Source organism: Shewanella sp. Isolate7, assembly GCF_022398425.1.
In the GTDB taxonomy this organism is placed as follows: Bacteria; Pseudomonadota; Gammaproteobacteria; order Enterobacterales; family Shewanellaceae; genus Shewanella.
The window spans coordinates 1-18,346 of record NZ_JAKEVJ010000041.1 but is presented as its reverse complement, the minus strand read 5'-3'; the positions used below and the strand labels follow the sequence as shown (position 1 = coordinate 18,346).

Sequence of the window (18,346 nt, the reverse complement as noted above, 5' to 3'; positions counted from 1 at the left end):
ATAAGAAGGGCATCCCCTCTACTCTACTCGGAGACTTTAGAATGTCAGTTGAATCAGTTTTACAACAACTAGAAGAACTTGAAGTTAAGTTTGTTGATTTGCGTTTTACCGATACTAAAGGTAAAGAGCAGCACGTATCTATTCCTACTCATCAGGTTGATGCCGATTTCTTTGAAGACGGTAAAATGTTCGACGGTTCATCTATTGCTGGTTGGAAGGGCATTAACGAGTCAGACATGGTACTGATGCCTGACCCAACAACCTTCGTTCTTGATCCATTCACCGAAGAAACCACTGCCCTGATCCGCTGTGACATTCTTGAGCCAGGCACTATGACTGGTTACGACCGCGACCCACGCTCTATCGCTAAGAAAGCCGAAGAGTACCTGATCTCTACCGGCATCGCCGATACCGTACTCATTGGCCCTGAGCCAGAGTTCTTCCTGTTTGACGACGTTAAGTTCGGCACCGACATGTCTGGCTGTTTCGTTAAGCTAGACGCCAAAGAAGCGGCTTGGAACTCAGGCACTCACTACGAAGACGGCAACACAGGTCACCGTCCATTCGTGAAAGGCGGTTACTTCCCAGTAGCACCGGTTGACTCTTCACAAGATCTCCGTAGCGCCATGTGTCTAGTACTGGAAGAGATGGGTCAGGTAGTTGAGGCTCACCACCACGAGGTGGCGACTGCCGGTCAGAACGAGATCGCGACTCGCTTCAACAAGCTGACTGAAAAAGCCGACGAAATCCAAATCCTTAAGTATGTGGTTCACAACATGGCCCACGCTTACGGTAAGACTGCGACCTTCATGCCTAAGCCAATCGTTGGCGACAACGGTAGCGGCATGCACGTTCACCAATCACTGGCTAAAGACGGTGTTAACCTCTTCTCTGGTGACAAGTATGCGGGTCTGAGTGAAACTGCACTTTACTACATCGGCGGTATCATCAAGCACGCTCGCGCGCTGAACGCCTTCACGAACCCAAGCACCAACTCATACAAGCGTCTTGTGCCTCACTTCGAAGCGCCAGTGATGCTGGCCTACTCGGCACGTAACCGCTCTGCGTCTATCCGTATCCCAGTAGTACCAAGCCCTAAGGCTCGTCGTATCGAGACTCGCTTCCCAGATCCAACGGCTAACCCATACCTGGCGTTCGCTGCACTGCTGATGGCTGGTCTTGACGGTATCCAGAACAAGATCCACCCAGGCGAAGCCATGGACAAGGATCTATACGATCTGCCAGCCGAAGAAGCGGCCGAGATCCCACAGGTTGCGACTTCGCTGGAAAATGCGCTGGAGAACCTGGATGCAGACCGTGAGTTCCTGACTAAGGGCGGCGTATTCTCTGATGACTTCATCGATTCTTATATCGCCCTGAAGACAGCAGAAGCTGAAACCGTTTCTCGCACCACTCACCCAGCTGAGTTCGAGCTTTACTACAGCCTGTAATCCTTGCCTGTAAGTCCGCTTATAGCTTGAAGAAGCCGCCGCTTAGGCGGCTTTTTTATGTCTGTTAATCAGAGAGCTAAGCCTAATTTAAGCGCCTGACGACGGGCATAAAATTGATTTATCTTTATGGCCAAACTGCTATCATGATCACGCCGAATCACTTACCTTAGAATCCCATTATGTCTAGCCGCGATCCCTTCCAGTCTTACACCTGGCACAGCGATATTTTTAGCTGTCAGAGCAATGATATCAGCAGCTTCTCTGCCCGCCTGGCCGAGCAGGCGAGTCGCCTTGGGCTACAGGCACGCAAGCTGGGCGATGCTGGGCCACATCCGCTGGAGCTGTATCAATCACCGGCGCAGAAGGCAGATCAGCCCTCTATCCTAATCAGCGCAGGTTTCCATGGCGAGGAGGCCGCCGGCCCCTGGGGACTGCTCTACTTCCTCAACGAACTGGAGCCTGAACTATTTAGCCAGATCAACCTCAGCCTGCTGCCTCTGGTAAATCCTACCGGTTTCAAGCGCGGCCACAGGTTCAACAAGCTGGGACAGAACCCTAATCGCGGCTTCGTGTTAGAAAACGGCCGCGGCGTCAGCAATCAAGACACCTCGAGTGAGGGCGAGATCCTACTGGCCCACTCTCAGCTGCTGGCCGCCGCCAGTAAAGATGGCATCCTCACCTGCCACGAAGATGTGCTGCTAACAGACACCTACATCTACTCCTTCGAGGCCAACCAGCACCCCGGCCAATTCAGCCGCGAGCTACGTGACGCCCTGGGGCACTATTTCCCTATCCCCCAGGATGGCTTGATCGACGACTGCCCGGTCAAAGATGGCATTATCTTCAACCACTTCGACCTCTCCTTCGAAGCCTTCCTGGTACGACTGGGCGCCAGCGTCGGCGTGTGTAGCGAAACCCCTGGCCAACAGAGTTTCGACCAGCGCATCCTGGCCAATGCCGCCATCATCAAACGCTTCGTCGAGTTGAGTCTGGCGAGGCGCTAGGAACCTGAGAGAAGAATTAGGCTAGGCGCTAAGATCTGACGCCCACAAAAAAGCCAGGCACTAGTCCTGGCTTCTTATCAGCGAGCATAGGCTTTCCACTAACGACAGAAGGGGACTAGGGCCTCCAATAGCCGCTGCATGTCCTGCTCACCATTGTAAATATGCGGCGAGATACGCATCCCCTGCTTACGCACATCCAGGCTGATATCGGCCTGAGTCAGCGCCTCGACCACCTGTTGTTGCGCCGCACCAAAATTCAAGATGGCGGTGCCGCTGCAACGAGCAGAGTCTGAGGGCGACACCAGGGCCTCACCCACTTGATTCCAGATACGCTGCAGCTGCATCAGGTTATGCTGGCGCACCTTGTTCGCCCCCAGCTCGTCGAAATAGCCAATGCTGTGGGCCGCGATGGCATAGGGCGCCACCGAAGGCGTGCCGCCCCAAAACTTGAGCGCCGAATCGTGATAGCGAAAGTGATGAATATCGAACTCGAAAGGGTTCTCATGGCTAAACCAGCCCACGTCCTGGGGCGAGCAATGCGCCAGCTGCTCGGCATTGACCCAGAGATAGGCCGCCCCCGGCCCGCCGCAGAGCCACTTAACGCTCGAACCCAGCATGAAGTCTGGCTCAAGCACACTAAGATCCAGAGGTAATACCCCGGCGGCCTGAGCCACATCCACCACAGACAAGGCCCCCAGCTGGCGCACCTTAGGCACCAGATAATCCAGCGGCACCTGCTGCCCAGTATTAGAATAGGCATGGCTGATAAACACCAGATCGATATCGTCGGTCAGATAGGCCTGCCACACCTCGGGCAGACTCACATCCAGCTCCGCCGGAATGAAACGTATCTGCGCCTCGGGCAGCGCCTGTTGCAGGGCAAATCCCATGCTGGGAAAGTCGTTCTCGCTCATCAGGATCACGGCGCCAGGATGTCTCAACCTAGGCAGGGACTGCACCAGCTTGGTCAAGCCGCTGGAGAGGTTAACCTGAGGACAAAACAGCCTGGCCTCACTGTTAAACAGCCTGGCCAACTGGGCACGGAAATCCTCTACCACAGACAGCCAATCCCCCCAAGGCTCGCGCCCCGAACCCTGCCAGGGCAGGAAGAAGCGCTCATCGAACGCCTGACGCAGGCTCTTAAGCGGCCTGCCCACCGAGTGATTTAACAGGTAGACCGACTTGGGCATCTCAAAATCATTCTGATACATGCTCTACCCCTCTAGGCTGGCGCGCAGCCTGGCGATATCGTCGAAACGGGTACGAATGTCATCTCGCTTGGCGGCGGCGCGTCTGTCTCTGAGCTTCTCCAGCGCCCCCAATAACACAGGCAGCGGCGGGCCGCTGGCGGTAACCTCATCGATATGCTGACTCTCCATCTGCTTGGCGGGCTGGGCGATATATTTCTCTACCAGCTGATCATGATGTTGTATCGCCCCTTGACCGTGGGCCTCACACACCCGCAGGAACTGCGCCAGATTCTCCCGATACCAGGGCTGATCCCGCATATCCATCGCACCGAGAAAATCATCCATCAGGCTGGTGCGGCGCATGCAGTCGCGCAGGATGCGCTGATCTTCCGGCATCATGTAGAGGAACTTGTCTACCAACAGCTGAGAGTAGGCCGACTCGTTGGCGAAGCAGAGCCCGAGCTGCAGGTCGATCACATTGATACCGGCAAAGTCACCGGCGTTGGCCCCCCGATAGACCTGCTGGCCGACGCGATAGGGCTTGTAATAGGGACGCACGCTGTTGAAAAACGCCTGGGTATCGAGGCGATCGAACAGGATCTGATTGGAGGCGATTACCTGCTCCAGCGCCACGCGAGCCACCTCCAGCAGTTCGGCGGTCATGGGATGGGAGATCCCCAGCGGCTTAATCTTCAACAAGGCATCGGCGGCGCGCTTGTAGGCGAGGATCCCCTTGGTGTTGTAATCGACAAACAGCTTCTCGTCGTCCAGATCGGTAAAGCGTTTGTAGAGGCCGTTAACCGCACGGTTGTGGGTGGTCAGATGCGCCGTGGCAAAGCGCGGCGTCACGCCGATGGAGGCACCTATGTGCATCGCCAGCGCCGAGGCCTCAAGCAGGGGCGAACTGGTCTCGCGGCTGGGCTCGGTGATCTCATGGCGGCGGCAGGCGGCCATGTAGAGGCCCACGTTGCCCAACAGATCGAAGGCAGCATCGAAGCCCTCGTCGGTATTGCCCTCGTCCAGCAGCGCCTTGATCAAGCTTCGGCCCTCGGCCTCCAGCCGCGTCTTTAGCTCATCGCCTATCCCCTCTACGTTGGCGGGATCGCTCTGCTGCATATAGAGGCGCTCCAGCGCCGAGTTAATCTCGACAAACTCCTGCCTGATCCAGTGATCGAAGGCCGCGACATCTTGACTCATAGGGTGACTATCTCTTGGTTATTTTAATTATGACTCAATAAGCTACCACTAAGCCATTAGGGCAAACCTGCAATATCACCTACACAAAAAGAGATTTTTTTGGTGGATTCCGACAAAAATAATCACTTTAATAATGTTATCCGACAAATTACCTCAATACCTATCGAGCGGCAGCGACAAGAGAGCACACAGATGAAACTGGACAGTAAAGACAAGCAGATCTTAAGCATACTGCAGGAGGAGGGGCGACTGCCCGTAGCCGAGCTAGCCAATCGACTCAACCTCTCAGACACCCCCTGCCTCAGACGCATCAAGAAGCTGGAACAGGCGGGCTTTATTCAAGGCTATAGCGCCAGGCTCGACCCTAAGTCGCTGTCACTCAATGTTATCGTCTACGCCTTCGTGCGCCTCACCGAGAACTCCGCCGCCTATGGCGAGCAGTTCGAGCAGGAGATGAGCCGCCTTCCCCAGGTGCAGGAGTGTTCGGTGATCACCGGCGCCCACGACTATCTGCTGAAGATAGTCGCCCACGATCTGCTGGAATATGAAGGCTTCGTCAAACACTCCCTCGGCGGCCTCAAGTGTATCGCCAGCATAGAGTCGACCGTGGTGCTGAAACAAACCTTCTCCCGCCATCAACTGCCAGTCGTATGAGACTGGTGATTTTTATAGCGAAAGCGACTAATCTGTAGCAAACACTAGGTATAAAAGGAATGCAAATGCGCCCGATATTGCTGTTTACCCTGCTGTTACTGACCCTTGGGGCTCAGGCAGCCATCTACAAATGGGTCGACAAGGATGGCAAGGTTCACTACTCGGATACCCCGGTAGAAAACTCCACCCAGGTCGAGTTTAAGGAAAATACCGAAAACCAGATCAAGCTGCCGCCTCCCGTGGTACGTGAGTCCTCGGCGCCCGCCAAGGCCGAGCCTAAGGAGCTGTATAAGCTGACCATCTCCAGCCCCAGCGAAGAGGAGACCCTTCGCGACAATAACGGCAATATCACTGTGATCGGTGCCATCACCCCAGATCTTGCCCCCGGGCATGGGCTGGTGCTGGTAATGGATGGTAAGGTCGTCAGCCAGCCTCAGGCCAGCCCGGTATTTAACCTGGAGAATGTGGATCGCGGTGAGCATAAGTTTGAAATCAGGGCCTTGGCACAAAACGGCAAACAACTTGCATCGACCCCTCCTAGAACCGTATTTCTTCACCGGGCCAGTGTATATGCGATTCCTAGGGCAACCCCTCGCGGGGGCGGTTAAAAATTTATACCATAATGTTTAACAACTTAGGAAATAACACCCCAAAATCCCCCCGGTGAAGACAGCTTGCAGCGTGCACCAAATTGGTGCACCATTATGGTGCAACCTACTTTCCGGGAGCCGTAAATGAACACAGACCCTCTGCTCAATCACCTGGTGACGGCCGTACTCGTCGTCTCAGATGATCTCAAGCTGTGCTATGCCAATAGCGCGGCCGAGCAACTGCTTGGGTTAGGCAGTCACCGCCTCACGGAGCACAGCCTACAAGACTGCTGCCAGCTGCTCAGCATAGATCATCAGCTGCTACGCAGCGCCATTCGCGAACACCAAGGGCTCACGGTCAACACCACCAACCTGATCACCCTTGACGGACAGCATCACACGGTCGACATGACCCTGACCCCGCTGGAGGTCGAGCCGGATCAACCCGAGCAGGGCGTACTAGAGCTGCGTCAGGTGGATCAGCAGCGAAGGATACACCAGCAGCTCACCCTAGATGCCCAACAGCAGGCGGCCCAGTATCTGGTGCGCAATCTGGCCCATGAGATCAAGAACCCCCTGGGCGGTCTCAGAGGCGCGGCGCAGCTGCTGTCACGTGAGCTGGAAGACGCCGACCAGCGCGAATTTACCGACCTCATCATAGAGCAGGCCGATCGGCTGCGAAATCTGGTCGACCGGCTGCTCGGCCCGCAGAAACCCACGGAGCACAGCCTGCACAACATACATGCGGTGATCCAGAAGGTGCTCAAGCTGGTGAGTGTCACCCTGCCGGACAATATCCACCTGATCCAGGACTATGACCCCTCGATCCCGGATATCGAGATGGATCAGGAGCAGCTGCAACAGGCGGTGCTCAACATAGTACAGAACGCCATTCAGGCGCTGGAGACAGAGGAAGAAGGCGGCGAGATCCGCATCAAGACCCGCACTCAGCACCAAGTCACCATAGGCACTACACGCCATAAACTGGTGCTGGCGCTCTCCATCATAGACGACGGCCCGGGGATCAAGCCCGAGCTGATGGATACCCTCTTCTACCCTATGGTCACGGGCAGGGAGCAGGGATCCGGACTTGGGCTCTCCATCGCCCATAACTTTGCCAGACTTCACGGCGGACGCATCGACTGCGCCTCGGTGCCGGGCAAGACAGAATTTACCATATTGCTGCCGCTCAAGAGCTAGGGAAGGTGCGAATAAGTCCCGTGCTTGCTCTGCGTGTGCTTAAAGTGGATAGATGCAAGGCACAGTTTGCAGCGAATGGCCCTAGTCCTTCGCAAGAACTGTAACGCAGCAAATACCGCTGTAAGCCTCGCCCTGCGGGGCTTTGATAGCAACACCATTTCGGCGTTATTCAACTTCAGCATGCCTCGGCATGCCCTCAGTTGAATGCCTTGAACTGTCGCTGCTATCAAAGCCAGAGCTGTGCGACGACTTGTTCGCACCTTCCCTAGCGTAGGTGACCTTAGAGCATTCAACTTAAGAGAGTAGGTGTATGACAGAAAAAGTTTGGGTTCTCGATGATGATAGTTCGATACGTTGGGTCGTCGAACGGGCGCTCAAGGGCGCCAAGATAAGCTGTGCCAGCTTCGCCGCCGCCGAATCCCTGTGGCAGGCACTGGAACAGGCTCAACCTCAGGTGATCATCTCAGATATCCGCATGCCGGGCACAGATGGCCTGACCTTGCTGGATCGCCTGCAGCTGCACTATCCCCATATTCCGGTGATCATCATGACGGCTCATTCCGATCTCGACAGCGCCGTCAGCGCCTATCAGGCGGGGGCCTTCGAGTATCTACCTAAGCCGTTCGACATCGACGAGGCCATCGGCCTGGTGGAGCGTGCCCTGAGCCACGCCAAGGAGCAGTCGCCCAAGGCCGCCAGCCAGCCCGAGGTTAAGGCCCCGGAGATCATCGGCGAGGCGCCGGCCATGCAGGAGGTGTTTCGCGCCATCGGCCGCCTGTCACGCTCCTCCATCAGCGTGTTGATCAACGGTCAATCGGGCACGGGTAAGGAGCTGGTCGCCGGTGCCCTACATAAACACAGCCCACGCAAGGACAAGCCCTTCATCGCCCTGAACATGGCGGCGATCCCCAAGGAGCTGATCGAATCCGAGCTGTTCGGTCATGAGAAGGGCGCCTTCACCGGCGCCGCCAACGTGCGTCAGGGCCGCTTCGAGCAGGCCGACGGCGGCACACTGTTTCTCGACGAGATCGGCGACATGCCGCTGGATGTGCAGACCAGGCTGCTGAGGGTGCTGGCCGATGGCCAGTTCTATCGTATCGGCGGCCACTCGCCGGTGCAGGTAGATGTGCGCATCATAGCCGCGACCCACCAAAATCTGGAGTCACTGGTGGCCAAGGGCGATTTTCGTGAGGATCTCTTCCACCGTCTCAACGTGATCCGGGTGCATCTGCCGCCGCTGTCCCAACGTCGGGAGGATATTCCCCAGCTCGCACGCCACTTCCTGGCCACAGCCGCCAAGGAGATCAGCGTCGAGCCTAAGATACTGACCAAGGCCACCGCCGACACCCTGGCCAGCCTGCCCTGGCCAGGTAACGTGCGTCAGCTGGAAAACACCTGTCGCTGGCTGATGGTGATGGCCTCGGGCCAGGAGATTCTGCCCCAGGATCTGCCCCCCGAGCTGCTGACCCCGAGCACCAGCCAAGACAGCGCGTCGCAAGGCTGGCAGGAGGCGCTGACCCAATGGATAGATCAACGCCTGAGTGAGGGAGAGAGCGATCTACTGACTCAGATACAGCCTGCGTTTGAGAAGATATTGCTAGAGACGGCGCTGAAACACACCAAGGGACACAAACAGGAAGCAGCTAAGCGCCTGGGCTGGGGTCGTAATACCCTGACGCGTAAGCTGAAAGAACTCGAGATGGATTGAGTGAAAGCACCCAGCCTTATGCTGGGTGCTTTGACGCCTCTTCCGAAGGCGTATTGTTTGCGCTAACAACACTCTCAGACTGACACTCGGATTCGATGACTTCGCGAGGCATAGCCGCCTGCCATAAAGCCCCTACCCATAAACTTTGATTCGCTTTCATTTACCTTTGCTTCATTTTGCCAACTGGATCAAAGTAATCTTATAGCGACTATTAGTAAAATGAATAAATAGTATCCCGTGAATGCCATATTAGAATGAACATACCAATCAAAACCTTACATTATTTTCTCACCCTGGTTGAGACGGGAAACTTTACCCGGGCAGCGGAAAAGTCCTTAATCACCCAGCCCACCCTGAGCAAGATCATTCAGCGCCTGGAGGATAATCTGGGCCAGCAGCTGCTGCACAGGAATAACCAGAAGATAGAGCTGACCCAGGCGGGTATCCTGCTGGAGCACAGCGCGCGGGAGATCCTGGGCCAGTGGCACAGGCTGCAGGAAGACCTCACCAACCTGAGCGGCCTCAAGTCTGGCCACCTGCGTCTTGGGGTCTGCCCCATGATGAGCAGCCTGATCATCGACCTGCTCACCGCCTTTCGCCAACAATACCCGGGAATAGAGCTACAGATGTACGAATATGGCGGCTTCGGCTGTGAGCAGGCGCTGCTCAACAACAGCCTGGATATCGCCTTTACCGCCCTGCCCACCACACACGATGTCGAGCTGGCCAACCGCGCCCTCACCCGCTATCCGCTGCTGGCCTGCCTGCCCAAGGATCATGCCCTAGCTCAGCAAGAGGCCGTGACCTGGCAGGACTTCGAGGCCTACCCCTTCATCCTCTACAACGAGGACTTCTCCCTGGCCAAGCTGATCACCCGCCTGAGCCATAAGGCTGGCGTGCAGCTCAACATCGCCTTTCGCAGCGGCCAGTGGGACTTTCTGGCGACCATGGTGGAGGCCCAGATGGGGGTCGCCATACTGCCCGAGCCTATCTGCCACAAGTTGCAGGGCAGCGAGCTGGTCTTCAAGCCTATTCGCCCCAATCTCACCTGGGACCTAGCGCTGATCTGGCGTAAAGACTTGCCCCTGACACCGGCGGCCCAGGCACTGTTGCGCACAGCTCTGGCTTTGATAGCAGCGACAGTTCAAGGCATTCAACTGAGGGCATGCCGAGGCCTGCGGAAGTTGAATAATGCCGAAATGGTGTTGCTATCAAAGCCCCGCAGGGCGAGGCTTACAGCGGTATTTGCTGCGTTACAGTTCTTGCGAAGGACTAGGGCCATTCGCTGCAAACTGTGCCTTGCATCTATCCACTTTAAGCACACGCAGAGCAAGCACGGGACTTATTCGCACCTTCCCTAACACTGATAACTGGGCCACGGACAGATAGAATCACTGGCAATCGTGCTGGCGGGTCCCTCTTGCACAACAAAGGTGCAATTTTTTTCAGCGAGGATTCAAACGCCCGTCTCTGCCCCAGATGTACTGTCAGAGTAAGCACGCCATTTTGTTTAAAACAATCAACCACCTAAGCTTAGTTTAACTGGTACTAAAGTACCGTTAAAAAGCCTTGCCGCCTCACTTTGCAGCCGTTAGCTTCCCTTAAGAGGTCTGACGTCAGACGTCTGACCTCTGCAGCTGAGTAATTAAAACTCAGTAGTAAAAGCTAAGTAGAAAAACCTGAGTAGTAAAACCTAAAACAACATCAACAAGATAAGAGAAATAAGCCAATGAAGATCTACCAAAAGCTCATGATGCTGGGTCTGTTTGCTGTCAGCCCATTGACTTATGCCGCCTCCGGACTCGTGTTTATCCATGGCACCGGGCATCAGACAGATGCGCTGTCGGACTATTGGACGCGGGAATTTGTCGACTCGGTGCGCCAGGGGGCAGCCTCGCCCGATAACTATCTGGTGATCAACTGCGACTTCGACCAATACATGTGGGATGACGCCGCCGCGGGCTGTCTGGCCGGGCAACTCACCCAGTTTATCGACAGTAAAAACATTAACGACCTCACCCTACTGACCCACTCCAACGGTGGCAACGTGGTGCGCTGGATCCTCTCCAACCCCACCTGGGACAGTCGCTATCCCAAGATCATCAACGCCACCTCCAGGGTGATCGCCCTGGCACCTTCCAGCGGCGGCACGCCACTGGCCGATGCCGTCACCCAGGGCAATGTGTTCGAGACCTCACTGGGTTGGCTGCTGGGCTACGGCAGCGATGCGGTGAAACAGCAGCAGGTCAGCTGGATGAGTAGCTATAACAACAGCTGGCTCTATGGCACCTCGGGTCGCCCGGCGCTGCCCTCACCCTTCGAGGTCGTGGTGGGTTCAGATGTCGACTCAGCCTTCTGGGACAGCGACAGCTACTGCGCCGGCTATCAGTATCAGGTCGCACTGGAGACCACTCAGAACTGGCTGGACGACTGCTCGGACGGCTTCCTGGAGTGCCAGTCACAATCGGCGGCGGGCAGCGTCTGGTTTAAAGATATCCAGCGCACCGCCGGCAAGGAGCCCCTGAGCCATCAGCAGAGCCGCCGCGCCTGCTTTAATCTCGACACCCTGATCCGCGACCATATCTAGGAGCCATAAGATGAAACCATCAATCAAAATGGCGAGTGTGTTCGCCCTTTCCGCCCTGCTGAGTGCCTGTCAAAACGATGAAACCACAGCAGACAATGCCCCAGAGGCCAGCGCCATGACAGTTACCCAGGTGACTCTGCTGGCACCCACCTCGGGGGATCTCACCATAGACACCCTGGCGGCCACCGAGCTGCCACCGGTAAATGGTAATCGCGGCGGCGTCAGCTTCAGCGCCCCCATCACCAGCGCGGCGCAACTAGTGGCACCCTCCCAGCTGGAGCAGAGCAGCAGCGACCAGTATTGGCGCACCGTCTCGGGCGCCGAGCTCAACAAGGGGATTAACCTCGCCGTGAGCCAGAGCGACAGCGTGATCCGCGTGGCGCCCCGGGGCGATGCCAGCTCGGGCGCCCTGCGCCACAGCCCGGCCATCTCACCGGATCAGCTGCGCCTCTACAAGGTCAACAAGCAGACGGTAGATAAGTCGGCCTCGCTGATCCAATCCATGAGTGATCCTCAGGCGATGGCGACCGCGGGTATCGTCGACGACTCCAGCGCCCTGAAGCTGTCACAACAGGCGACGCCAGGCATCTATCAGCTGCAAGTTGTTCAGCCCCTCAGTGCCAACGACAGCTATCTGATCAACGTCAAGGAGAAGGGCAGCCCCTACCAGCTGGCGCTGTCGGCCCCTAAGCGTCTCAGCAGTCAGGCACCGCAGCTGGCCTTCGATCTTAAGCTGAGCAACAGCGACATCGACCTCAGCCCCACCGCGACCCTCAAGCAGAGCGATGGCCGCTATCACAGGTTAGCCGTGGTCAAACAGGGCGATACCTGGCAGGCACAGGTGCCGGACGAACTGGCCATGCCCAGCAGCAACTTAGGCCTGAGCGAGATCCAGGTCAACATAGAGACCCGGGTCAATAACCTGCCGCTGATCCGCACCGTCAAGACCGCCTTCAAGCAGTATGTTCCCGCCGCCAAGCTGGCGGACGAGGCCAGCATCTACTGGCAGGATAGCAAGCCTACCCAGGCGGTGTTCGACCTGCAGGTTGCCAGCCCGGGACGCTACCAGATCTCTGCCGTGTTAGTGGGCACAGATGCTCAGGGTAAGCAGACCAATATCCTGCGCGCCGAGACGGCCCAATGGCTAGACGCCGATGGTCAGGTCACCCTGAGCTTCGATGCCGAGCAGCTCAAGGCCTCTGGCCTGGGTGCGCCCTACGCCATCAAGGCGCTGGAGCTTAAAGATCAGGGCCAGATGGCTCGCCTGAGTTACCTGGGCGAGGCCGCCACCCTCTAAAAGGAAAACTGCGCACATATCCAGTCGCATAAAAAAGGGCGCCCTTATGATTCACAGAGGGCACCCTTTCTATTGGTGTCAGTAAAGCCTACAGCTGGGTATGGGGCTTACCCTGTCAAAGTCGGCCAGGATGGCGTAGGCACAGGGGATGATAAACAGCACCAGCAGGGTCGAGGCGAAGATACCAAACACAATAGACACCACCAGGGGCTGCACCACCTGGGCCTGCAAGCTGGTTTCCAGCAGCAGAGGCAATAGGCCTGCCGCCGTGGTCAGCGAGGTGAGGAATACCGCCCTGAAACGCTCGCGACTGGCACTCACCACCGCCTGATGCACACTGTCTCCCTCATCCACATGGTGGCGTATGTACTGCATCAACAGGATAGAGTCGTTCACCACTATGCCCGCCAGCGAGATAAAGCCCATGATGGAGGGCATGGAGAGGTTATAGCCCAGCAGCAGATGACCCCAGAGCACGCCGATCAGCGCCAGCGGAATCGCCAGCATCACCACCGCGGGTTCCAGATAACTCCTGAACTGAAAACTCGGGATGGCAAACAGGCCAAACAGGCCGATAAGGAAGCCTTTCCCCATGGAGCTACCGGTCTTGGCCGTCTCTTTGGCCGAGCCCTCGAAGTCCACCCTCACCCCAGGGTAGCGCTGCTGCATCTGGGGTAGCCACTCCCGGCTGATCGCGGCTATGGTCTCGTTGGCATTGGCGCGCTGATTGTCCACATCGGCCATCACAGTTACGCTGCGCAGGCCATCGATTCGCTGAATGCGTACATAGGAGCGCTGATCTTGCAAAAGGGCGATGGACGAAAGCGGCAGCTGACTGCCATCAGCCAGCATGACGGGGAAGTTGGCCAAGGCCTGCAGATCCCCGGCCTGCAACTTGTTCAACCGCACCTCGATCTCGATATTCTCAGGTCCCACCTGCACCTCATCGGCCAGCTGGCCAAAGTAGGCGCTGCGCAGCTGAGCCGCCACCAGTTGGCCATCGATACCGAAACTCTCGGCGCCGGGACGCAGACTCACCTTAATCTCCTCCTTGCCCGGGCGCATGTCGTCGAGTATGCCGCTAATGCCGTCAAACTGCCCCAGATAGCTCTGCAAAGAGACAGAGGCCTGCTTGAGCATGTCCAGGTCGTCGCCTTGCAGGCGAATCTCGATATCCCGCCCGGCCGGCCCCATGGTTGGCTGCTTGAACACCATAGAGAGCGGCATGGCCAGCTCCCCGGTCTCCAGGCGCCAATCGCGAATAAACGCCTCGATGAGGGTGTTGCGGGTCTCCGCCGACAAGAGATCCAGCCTGACGGTCGCCACATGGGGGCCACTCTCGCCGGCGTCGGCGTTAAAGTTGTATTGGGCCGTGATATCCCGGATCAGCTCATGCTCATCCTCCACCTCGTGGTTGTATCTGTCGCCGACCCGTTTGGCACTGGCGATTAGGGTCTCGACCACCTTCTGGGTCTGACTCAGGGAGCTGCCCGGCGGCAGTATGATGCGCGCCTCAGCGATATCACCATCCAGGTCGGGGAAAGGCACAAACTTGAGCGCGCCGCCCACCACCAAGGAGACAGAGACCAGCAGCAGGCCTATGGTGGCGCCGACACTCACATAGCGCCAGCGCACCATAAAGGTCACCAGCCTGACGAGGTGATCGTTACGAAATGCCTCGAAGCGGGTTAGAAACTTCGCCTTAAACTCACCGATGCGATTAGGCTTACCTTCGGGTTTAGCATGGGTAAGCGAATGATTCAGGTGATTGGGCAAAATCAAAAACGCCTCGAACAGGCTGATGGTCAGCACCATGATCAGCACGGTCGGGATGGCCGACAACACGGCGCCCATCTGGCCATCCAGCCCCAAGAGCGCGCTGAAGATCAACACTGTCGTCAGGAAGGAGGAAACCACGCCGGGGGCGACCTTCTGTACGCCCTTGACCACCGCCTCATGGGGCGTCATGCCTCTATCGATATGGGAGGCGATCGACTCGGCAATCACTATGGCGTCATCCATCATAATACCGATCGCCATCAGCAGCCCCACCAGGCTCATGAGGTTAATGGACACGCCGAACAGGCTCATCAGGTAGAGTCCACCGAGGAAGGCGACCGGCAGGCCGGCCGATACCCAGAAGGAGTAGCGCAGGGAGAAAAACAGCCACATGCTGAGAAAGACCAGGATGATCCCCTGCCAGCCGTTGGTGATCATCATCTTCAGCCTGTCTTGCAGCACGGAGGAGAGATCATTGGTCATGGTCAAGCGCACGCCATCCGGAGCACGGGCCTGTTCCCGCTCGATAAACTCGCTTACCCTGGCCTTGATCCGCAGCGCATCATCAGCCTTGTTCTTCTGCACCTTGAGCAGCGCCGCGTTGCTGCCATTGAACTGAATATGCTCCTCATCCAGCTCGAATCTGTCGCTGATGGTGGCGATATTGCCCAGACGCACTACACTGCCATCGGGATTGGAGGCGACGATGATCTCTGCCAACGAGGCCGGGGTAACCTTACGCTCGTCGAACCTGAGCAGGATATTCTTATCCTTAAGCTCGATATTTCCCGCCGGCATCTTCACATTCTGCCTGCCGACCTTATCGGCGATCTCGGCGGCGGTCAGCCCCAGCCTGCGCATATCCGCCTGATTAAGCTCGATACGCAGCTGATGGTCCGAGAAGCCGGCGATGGATACCAGGCTCACACCTGCGTCAATCTTGAGGCGGCGCTTTAGATCTTCGGCGTAGCTTTTCAGATGTGGCCAACTGGTATCGGCAACGATGGCGATATCCACCACGGGCTCAGCCCAATCCAGCTCCTTGACGATGGGCGGCTCGATCTGCGCAGGAAAGTTGTTAATCGCGTTGATCTGAGTCTGCACATCCACCAGCATGCGTCCCAGATCGGCCTTAGGTTCCAGCTTGAGACGCATGGAGGCGATCCCCTCCTGGGCGTCACACTTGACCTCTTCGATATTGGCCAGGCCATCGACCGCATCCTCCATCCGCAGGCAGATGCTCTCTTCCACCTCGACCGGCGAGGCGCCCGGATAGACCACAGTGGCCATCACATAGGGCGGGGCAAACTCGGGGAAGGTTTCACGCTTGATGCTGCCCATGTTGACGACACCCAGCAGCAGAAAGGCCAACATCAGCAGGTTAGCCAAGGTGGGATGTCGGGTGATATAAGCGATCACAGCGGCGCCCCTCCCTCTGCGACCACGGGCTTAAGGGACATGCCGGGGATAGCCGGGATCAGGTCGTTAAGCACTAGCGTCTCGCCCGCCTTCAGATCACCGGTGATGGCCACCTGCTGCTCGTGACGGAATAGCACCTCGACCGGCTTGATCATTAGCTTGTGCTCGGCGTCCATCAAATAAATCTGATCGCCTCGCAGTGCCCGCTCTGGGATCACGAAATGTTCTCTGGGCTTACCGCTGATCACCGCGCTGACAAACATCCCCTTGGTCAGCGGCGGACGCAGCAGGAGATCCATCTGATTAAAGTCCTGCTCCACCTCCAGATAGACGCCTATGGTGGCCTGATTAGGATTGACGGTCTCGGCGACACGGGTCACCTTGGCTGGCCAGCTAAAGCTATGATTACCCGCCTGAAAACTAACCTCTGCCTGCAAGCCAAACTCATCGATAGAGGGCATGCTTCTAGGCTGTGATGCCTGTACCAGGCTGCTGACCAGGGCGCGCATGTCCTGCAAGGATAACTCCGCCTTGATCTCGGCGGTGCCCAGCCTGTGGGCCACCAGCATCACGGCGCCGGCGGCCACCACCTGATCTTGCTCGATATTGATGTCCGACACCCGCGCATCGAAAGGCAGCACCACCTTGGTCTGATTCAGGCGGCGTTCGGCGTCTTGTAGCTGCGCCATATCGACACTCAGCTGCGCCTCGCTCACCTTGCGATCGTCCGGGAGCAGCTTGAGTGAACTCTGCAGATCTTCCACCAGCTTGGTCTGGGCCAGCAGCGACTGCTTCTGGTTTTCCAGCTCGGAACTCGACACCAGATTGCGCTTCTTCAGGGTCAGCTTGCGCTGATACTCCTGCTCGGCAAGCACCAGCTTCTGCTGCTCTATCTTCAGGCTGGTGTTGAGGTTTTTCTCCTGTTGATCCAGGCGGGTCAGCTGCGCCTGGGTGGCGTGCATGCTGGCCTGGGCCTGGGCGACCTTGAGTTGGTACTCCAGGGGATCGATCTCTAGCACCAGCGTACCCTTTGGCAGCATGCGCCCGGTTTCCAGCTGGGGATGACGGTATAACACCTTGCCACCCACCTCGGCCACCGCCTGCCACACATGCTTGGGCTCGACCCGGCCAAAGCCTGTCACCCTGGGGGCGATCGCCTGCTGGGTTAAGGGCGTCACCTCAACCGCCCTGGCCTTATCATAGCCCGCGACTAAGGAGGGTGAGGGTTTCAGCAATACCGCGAGCAAGATGGCCAGCACACCAACGCCCACACCGACCAATAGATAGCGTTTCTTATTATTCATCACTCTCATCCTTCACTTCCATCAGGCCACGCTGCAACAGACGGGTATTTTGCTCGGCAAGCCGCTGTAAAAACGTCGGCGTGATCTCAATACCGACTCTTTGAAGTAGGTTTTCGGGCACGATAAAGGGAAACACCATCATGGCGAAGAAACTCAGCTGGGCGCACTGTGCATCCACATCGTCCTTCAACATGCCCTTCTCTTTTAATCGTTGAAATATGGCGACATTCTCGAAGTTAACCACCTCGTATAAGGCCTTTGTCACCTCGGCATTTTCCGGCAGGCTCTGATCCAGCCCGGCGAGGCGTAGCATCAGGCGGGGAAAGTGCGGATGCTTGCTCATGACGCTGTAGTAGGTCTGCAGCAAGTCCGCCGGACTCTCCTGGCGCACCTCTCTCCTCGCCTTGTGGAGCTGGGCCATCACGGGCATCGCCGTCTCGTGGATCATGGCAGAGAACAGGCGCTCCTTGGAGCCGAAGTAGTAGCGGATCAGGCCCGGATCTGTCCCCGCCATGCTGGCGATCTCCCGAATCGATACCTGGGCATAGGGGCGTTCGATAAACAGATTTCTCGCCGCCAGGATCAGCTTATCGCGATTTTGAGTGTCGCCACTGGGACGGCCGACACGACTCTTTGCTTCTGCCATAGAAATTCCTCTGTTGAGGAATTAATACTAGAAGAATAGCCTTTGAATTGGCAGGGAAATAATTCCCCTAAGGAAGATGCGAATAAGTCCCAGATGTGAGATCATAGCTACATAGTAAATCACAGCCATTACCGCCCATGAGCCAACAGTTAACTTTTGCCGATAGTGAGTTTTCCAGCAAGCGCCGCCAGACCCGTAAAGAGATTTTCTTATCTCGGATGGACAACCTGTTACCATGGACTCAACTGCTGGAAGTGATTGAGCCCTTTTATCCAAAAGCGGGCAATGGTCGTCGTCCCTATCCACTGGAAACGATGTTC

13 protein-coding genes and 2 pseudogenes are annotated in these 18,346 nt (G+C 57.0%); 10 read left to right on the top strand and 5 right to left on the bottom strand.

Annotation, left to right across the window (positions count from 1 at the left end; all coding sequences use genetic code 11):
• The first annotated feature begins 41 nt into the window (after positions 1 to 41).
• Positions 42 to 1,451, top strand: coding sequence for a glutamate--ammonia ligase (gene glnA / locus L1D47_RS11825; RefSeq protein WP_239853439.1), 1,410 nt, complete (start codon positions 42 to 44; stop codon positions 1,449 to 1,451).
• Positions 1,452 to 1,630: 179 nt separating this feature from the next.
• Entirely contained in the window at positions 1,631 to 2,455 is an 825-nt protein-coding gene (locus L1D47_RS11820; RefSeq protein ID WP_239885054.1) for a M14 family metallocarboxypeptidase, read from the top strand.
• 98 nt (positions 2,456 to 2,553) lie between these two features.
• Here L1D47_RS11820 and L1D47_RS11815 read toward each other — a convergent pair whose 3' ends face one another.
• Both L1D47_RS11815 and L1D47_RS11810 read right to left on the bottom strand, forming a co-directional pair.
• Complete coding sequence (locus L1D47_RS11815) at positions 2,554 to 3,666, bottom strand: aminotransferase class V-fold PLP-dependent enzyme (protein WP_239885052.1); 1,113 nt, start codon at positions 3,664 to 3,666, stop codon at positions 2,554 to 2,556.
• Between the two features lie 3 nt (positions 3,667 to 3,669).
• Entirely contained in the window at positions 3,670 to 4,842 is a 1,173-nt protein-coding gene (locus L1D47_RS11810) for a monodechloroaminopyrrolnitrin synthase PrnB family protein (RefSeq protein ID WP_239885050.1), read from the bottom strand.
• Between the two features lie 192 nt (positions 4,843 to 5,034).
• On the opposite strand from L1D47_RS11810, the gene L1D47_RS11805 reads away from it, so the two are divergent.
• The 7 genes and pseudogenes from L1D47_RS11805 to L1D47_RS11775 all read left to right on the top strand — a co-directional run bounded on the left by L1D47_RS11805 (position 5,035) and on the right by L1D47_RS11775 (position 12,878).
• Positions 5,035 to 5,496, top strand: coding sequence for an Lrp/AsnC family transcriptional regulator (locus tag L1D47_RS11805; protein ID WP_041508881.1), 462 nt, complete (start codon positions 5,035 to 5,037; stop codon positions 5,494 to 5,496).
• A 65-nt stretch (positions 5,497 to 5,561) separates the two neighbouring features.
• Entirely contained in the window at positions 5,562 to 6,104 is a 543-nt protein-coding gene (locus tag L1D47_RS11800; protein WP_239853452.1) for a DUF4124 domain-containing protein, read from the top strand.
• 126 nt (positions 6,105 to 6,230) lie between these two features.
• On the top strand, positions 6,231 to 7,286 hold the full coding sequence (gene glnL / locus L1D47_RS11795; RefSeq protein WP_041508879.1) for a nitrogen regulation protein NR(II): 1,056 nt from the start codon (positions 6,231 to 6,233) through the stop codon (positions 7,284 to 7,286).
• A gap of 310 nt (positions 7,287 to 7,596) precedes the next feature.
• Positions 7,597 to 8,994: a nitrogen regulation protein NR(I) gene (gene glnG / locus L1D47_RS11790; RefSeq protein ID WP_239885049.1), complete on the top strand. Its 1,398-nt coding sequence runs from the start codon at positions 7,597 to 7,599 to the stop codon at positions 8,992 to 8,994.
• Positions 8,995 to 9,248: 254 nt separating this feature from the next.
• A pseudogene (locus tag L1D47_RS11785) lies at positions 9,249 to 10,106 on the top strand (LysR family transcriptional regulator); the annotation flags it as partial.
• Positions 10,107 to 10,723: 617 nt separating this feature from the next.
• Positions 10,724 to 11,581, top strand: coding sequence for a hypothetical protein (locus L1D47_RS11780; RefSeq protein ID WP_239885047.1), 858 nt, complete (start codon positions 10,724 to 10,726; stop codon positions 11,579 to 11,581).
• Positions 11,582 to 11,591: 10 nt separating this feature from the next.
• Entirely contained in the window at positions 11,592 to 12,878 is a 1,287-nt protein-coding gene (locus L1D47_RS11775) for a DUF4785 family protein (RefSeq protein WP_239885045.1), read from the top strand.
• Positions 12,879 to 12,956: 78 nt separating this feature from the next.
• Here L1D47_RS11775 and L1D47_RS11770 read toward each other — a convergent pair whose 3' ends face one another.
• From L1D47_RS11770 to L1D47_RS11760, 3 genes are read right to left on the bottom strand one after another with little or no spacing between them, the layout of a single operon-like run.
• Complete coding sequence (locus L1D47_RS11770) at positions 12,957 to 16,076, bottom strand: efflux RND transporter permease subunit (protein ID WP_239885043.1); 3,120 nt, start codon at positions 16,074 to 16,076, stop codon at positions 12,957 to 12,959.
• Positions 16,073 to 17,380, bottom strand: a complete 1,308-nt coding sequence (locus L1D47_RS11765) for an HlyD family efflux transporter periplasmic adaptor subunit (protein ID WP_239885040.1) — start codon at positions 17,378 to 17,380, stop codon at positions 16,073 to 16,075. Before L1D47_RS11765 ends, L1D47_RS11770 begins: the two co-directional genes overlap by 4 nt.
• The gene (locus L1D47_RS11760) at positions 17,373 to 18,026 is read right to left on the bottom strand and encodes a TetR/AcrR family transcriptional regulator (protein ID WP_239885038.1); all 654 of its coding nucleotides are present in this window, start codon (positions 18,024 to 18,026) and stop codon (positions 17,373 to 17,375) included. The genes L1D47_RS11765 and L1D47_RS11760 overlap by 8 nt, the downstream gene beginning before the upstream one ends.
• A 137-nt stretch (positions 18,027 to 18,163) precedes the next feature.
• Here L1D47_RS11760 and L1D47_RS11755 point away from each other — a divergent pair.
• Positions 18,164 to 18,346 (top strand): annotated as a pseudogene (locus L1D47_RS11755) (IS5/IS1182 family transposase); the annotation flags it as partial.

Excerpts from the sequence above, each read along its gene's own strand:
- glnA (WP_239853439.1), top strand. The coding sequence starts at position 42 with ATGTCAGTTGAATCAGTTTTACAACAACTAGAAGAACTTGAAGTTAAG.
- L1D47_RS11820 (WP_239885054.1), top strand. The coding sequence starts at position 1,631 with ATGTCTAGCCGCGATCCCTTCCAGTCTTACACCTGGCACAGCGATATT.
- L1D47_RS11815 (WP_239885052.1), bottom strand. The coding sequence starts at position 3,666 with ATGTATCAGAATGATTTTGAGATGCCCAAGTCGGTCTACCTGTTAAAT.
- L1D47_RS11810 (WP_239885050.1), bottom strand. The coding sequence starts at position 4,842 with ATGAGTCAAGATGTCGCGGCCTTCGATCACTGGATCAGGCAGGAGTTT.
- L1D47_RS11805 (WP_041508881.1), top strand. The coding sequence starts at position 5,035 with ATGAAACTGGACAGTAAAGACAAGCAGATCTTAAGCATACTGCAGGAG.
- L1D47_RS11800 (WP_239853452.1), top strand. The coding sequence starts at position 5,562 with ATGCGCCCGATATTGCTGTTTACCCTGCTGTTACTGACCCTTGGGGCT.
- glnL (WP_041508879.1), top strand. The coding sequence starts at position 6,231 with ATGAACACAGACCCTCTGCTCAATCACCTGGTGACGGCCGTACTCGTC.
- glnG (WP_239885049.1), top strand. The coding sequence starts at position 7,597 with ATGACAGAAAAAGTTTGGGTTCTCGATGATGATAGTTCGATACGTTGG.
- L1D47_RS11780 (WP_239885047.1), top strand. The coding sequence starts at position 10,724 with ATGAAGATCTACCAAAAGCTCATGATGCTGGGTCTGTTTGCTGTCAGC.
- L1D47_RS11775 (WP_239885045.1), top strand. The coding sequence starts at position 11,592 with ATGAAACCATCAATCAAAATGGCGAGTGTGTTCGCCCTTTCCGCCCTG.
- L1D47_RS11765 (WP_239885040.1), bottom strand. The coding sequence starts at position 17,380 with ATGAATAATAAGAAACGCTATCTATTGGTCGGTGTGGGCGTTGGTGTG.
- L1D47_RS11760 (WP_239885038.1), bottom strand. The coding sequence starts at position 18,026 with ATGGCAGAAGCAAAGAGTCGTGTCGGCCGTCCCAGTGGCGACACTCAA.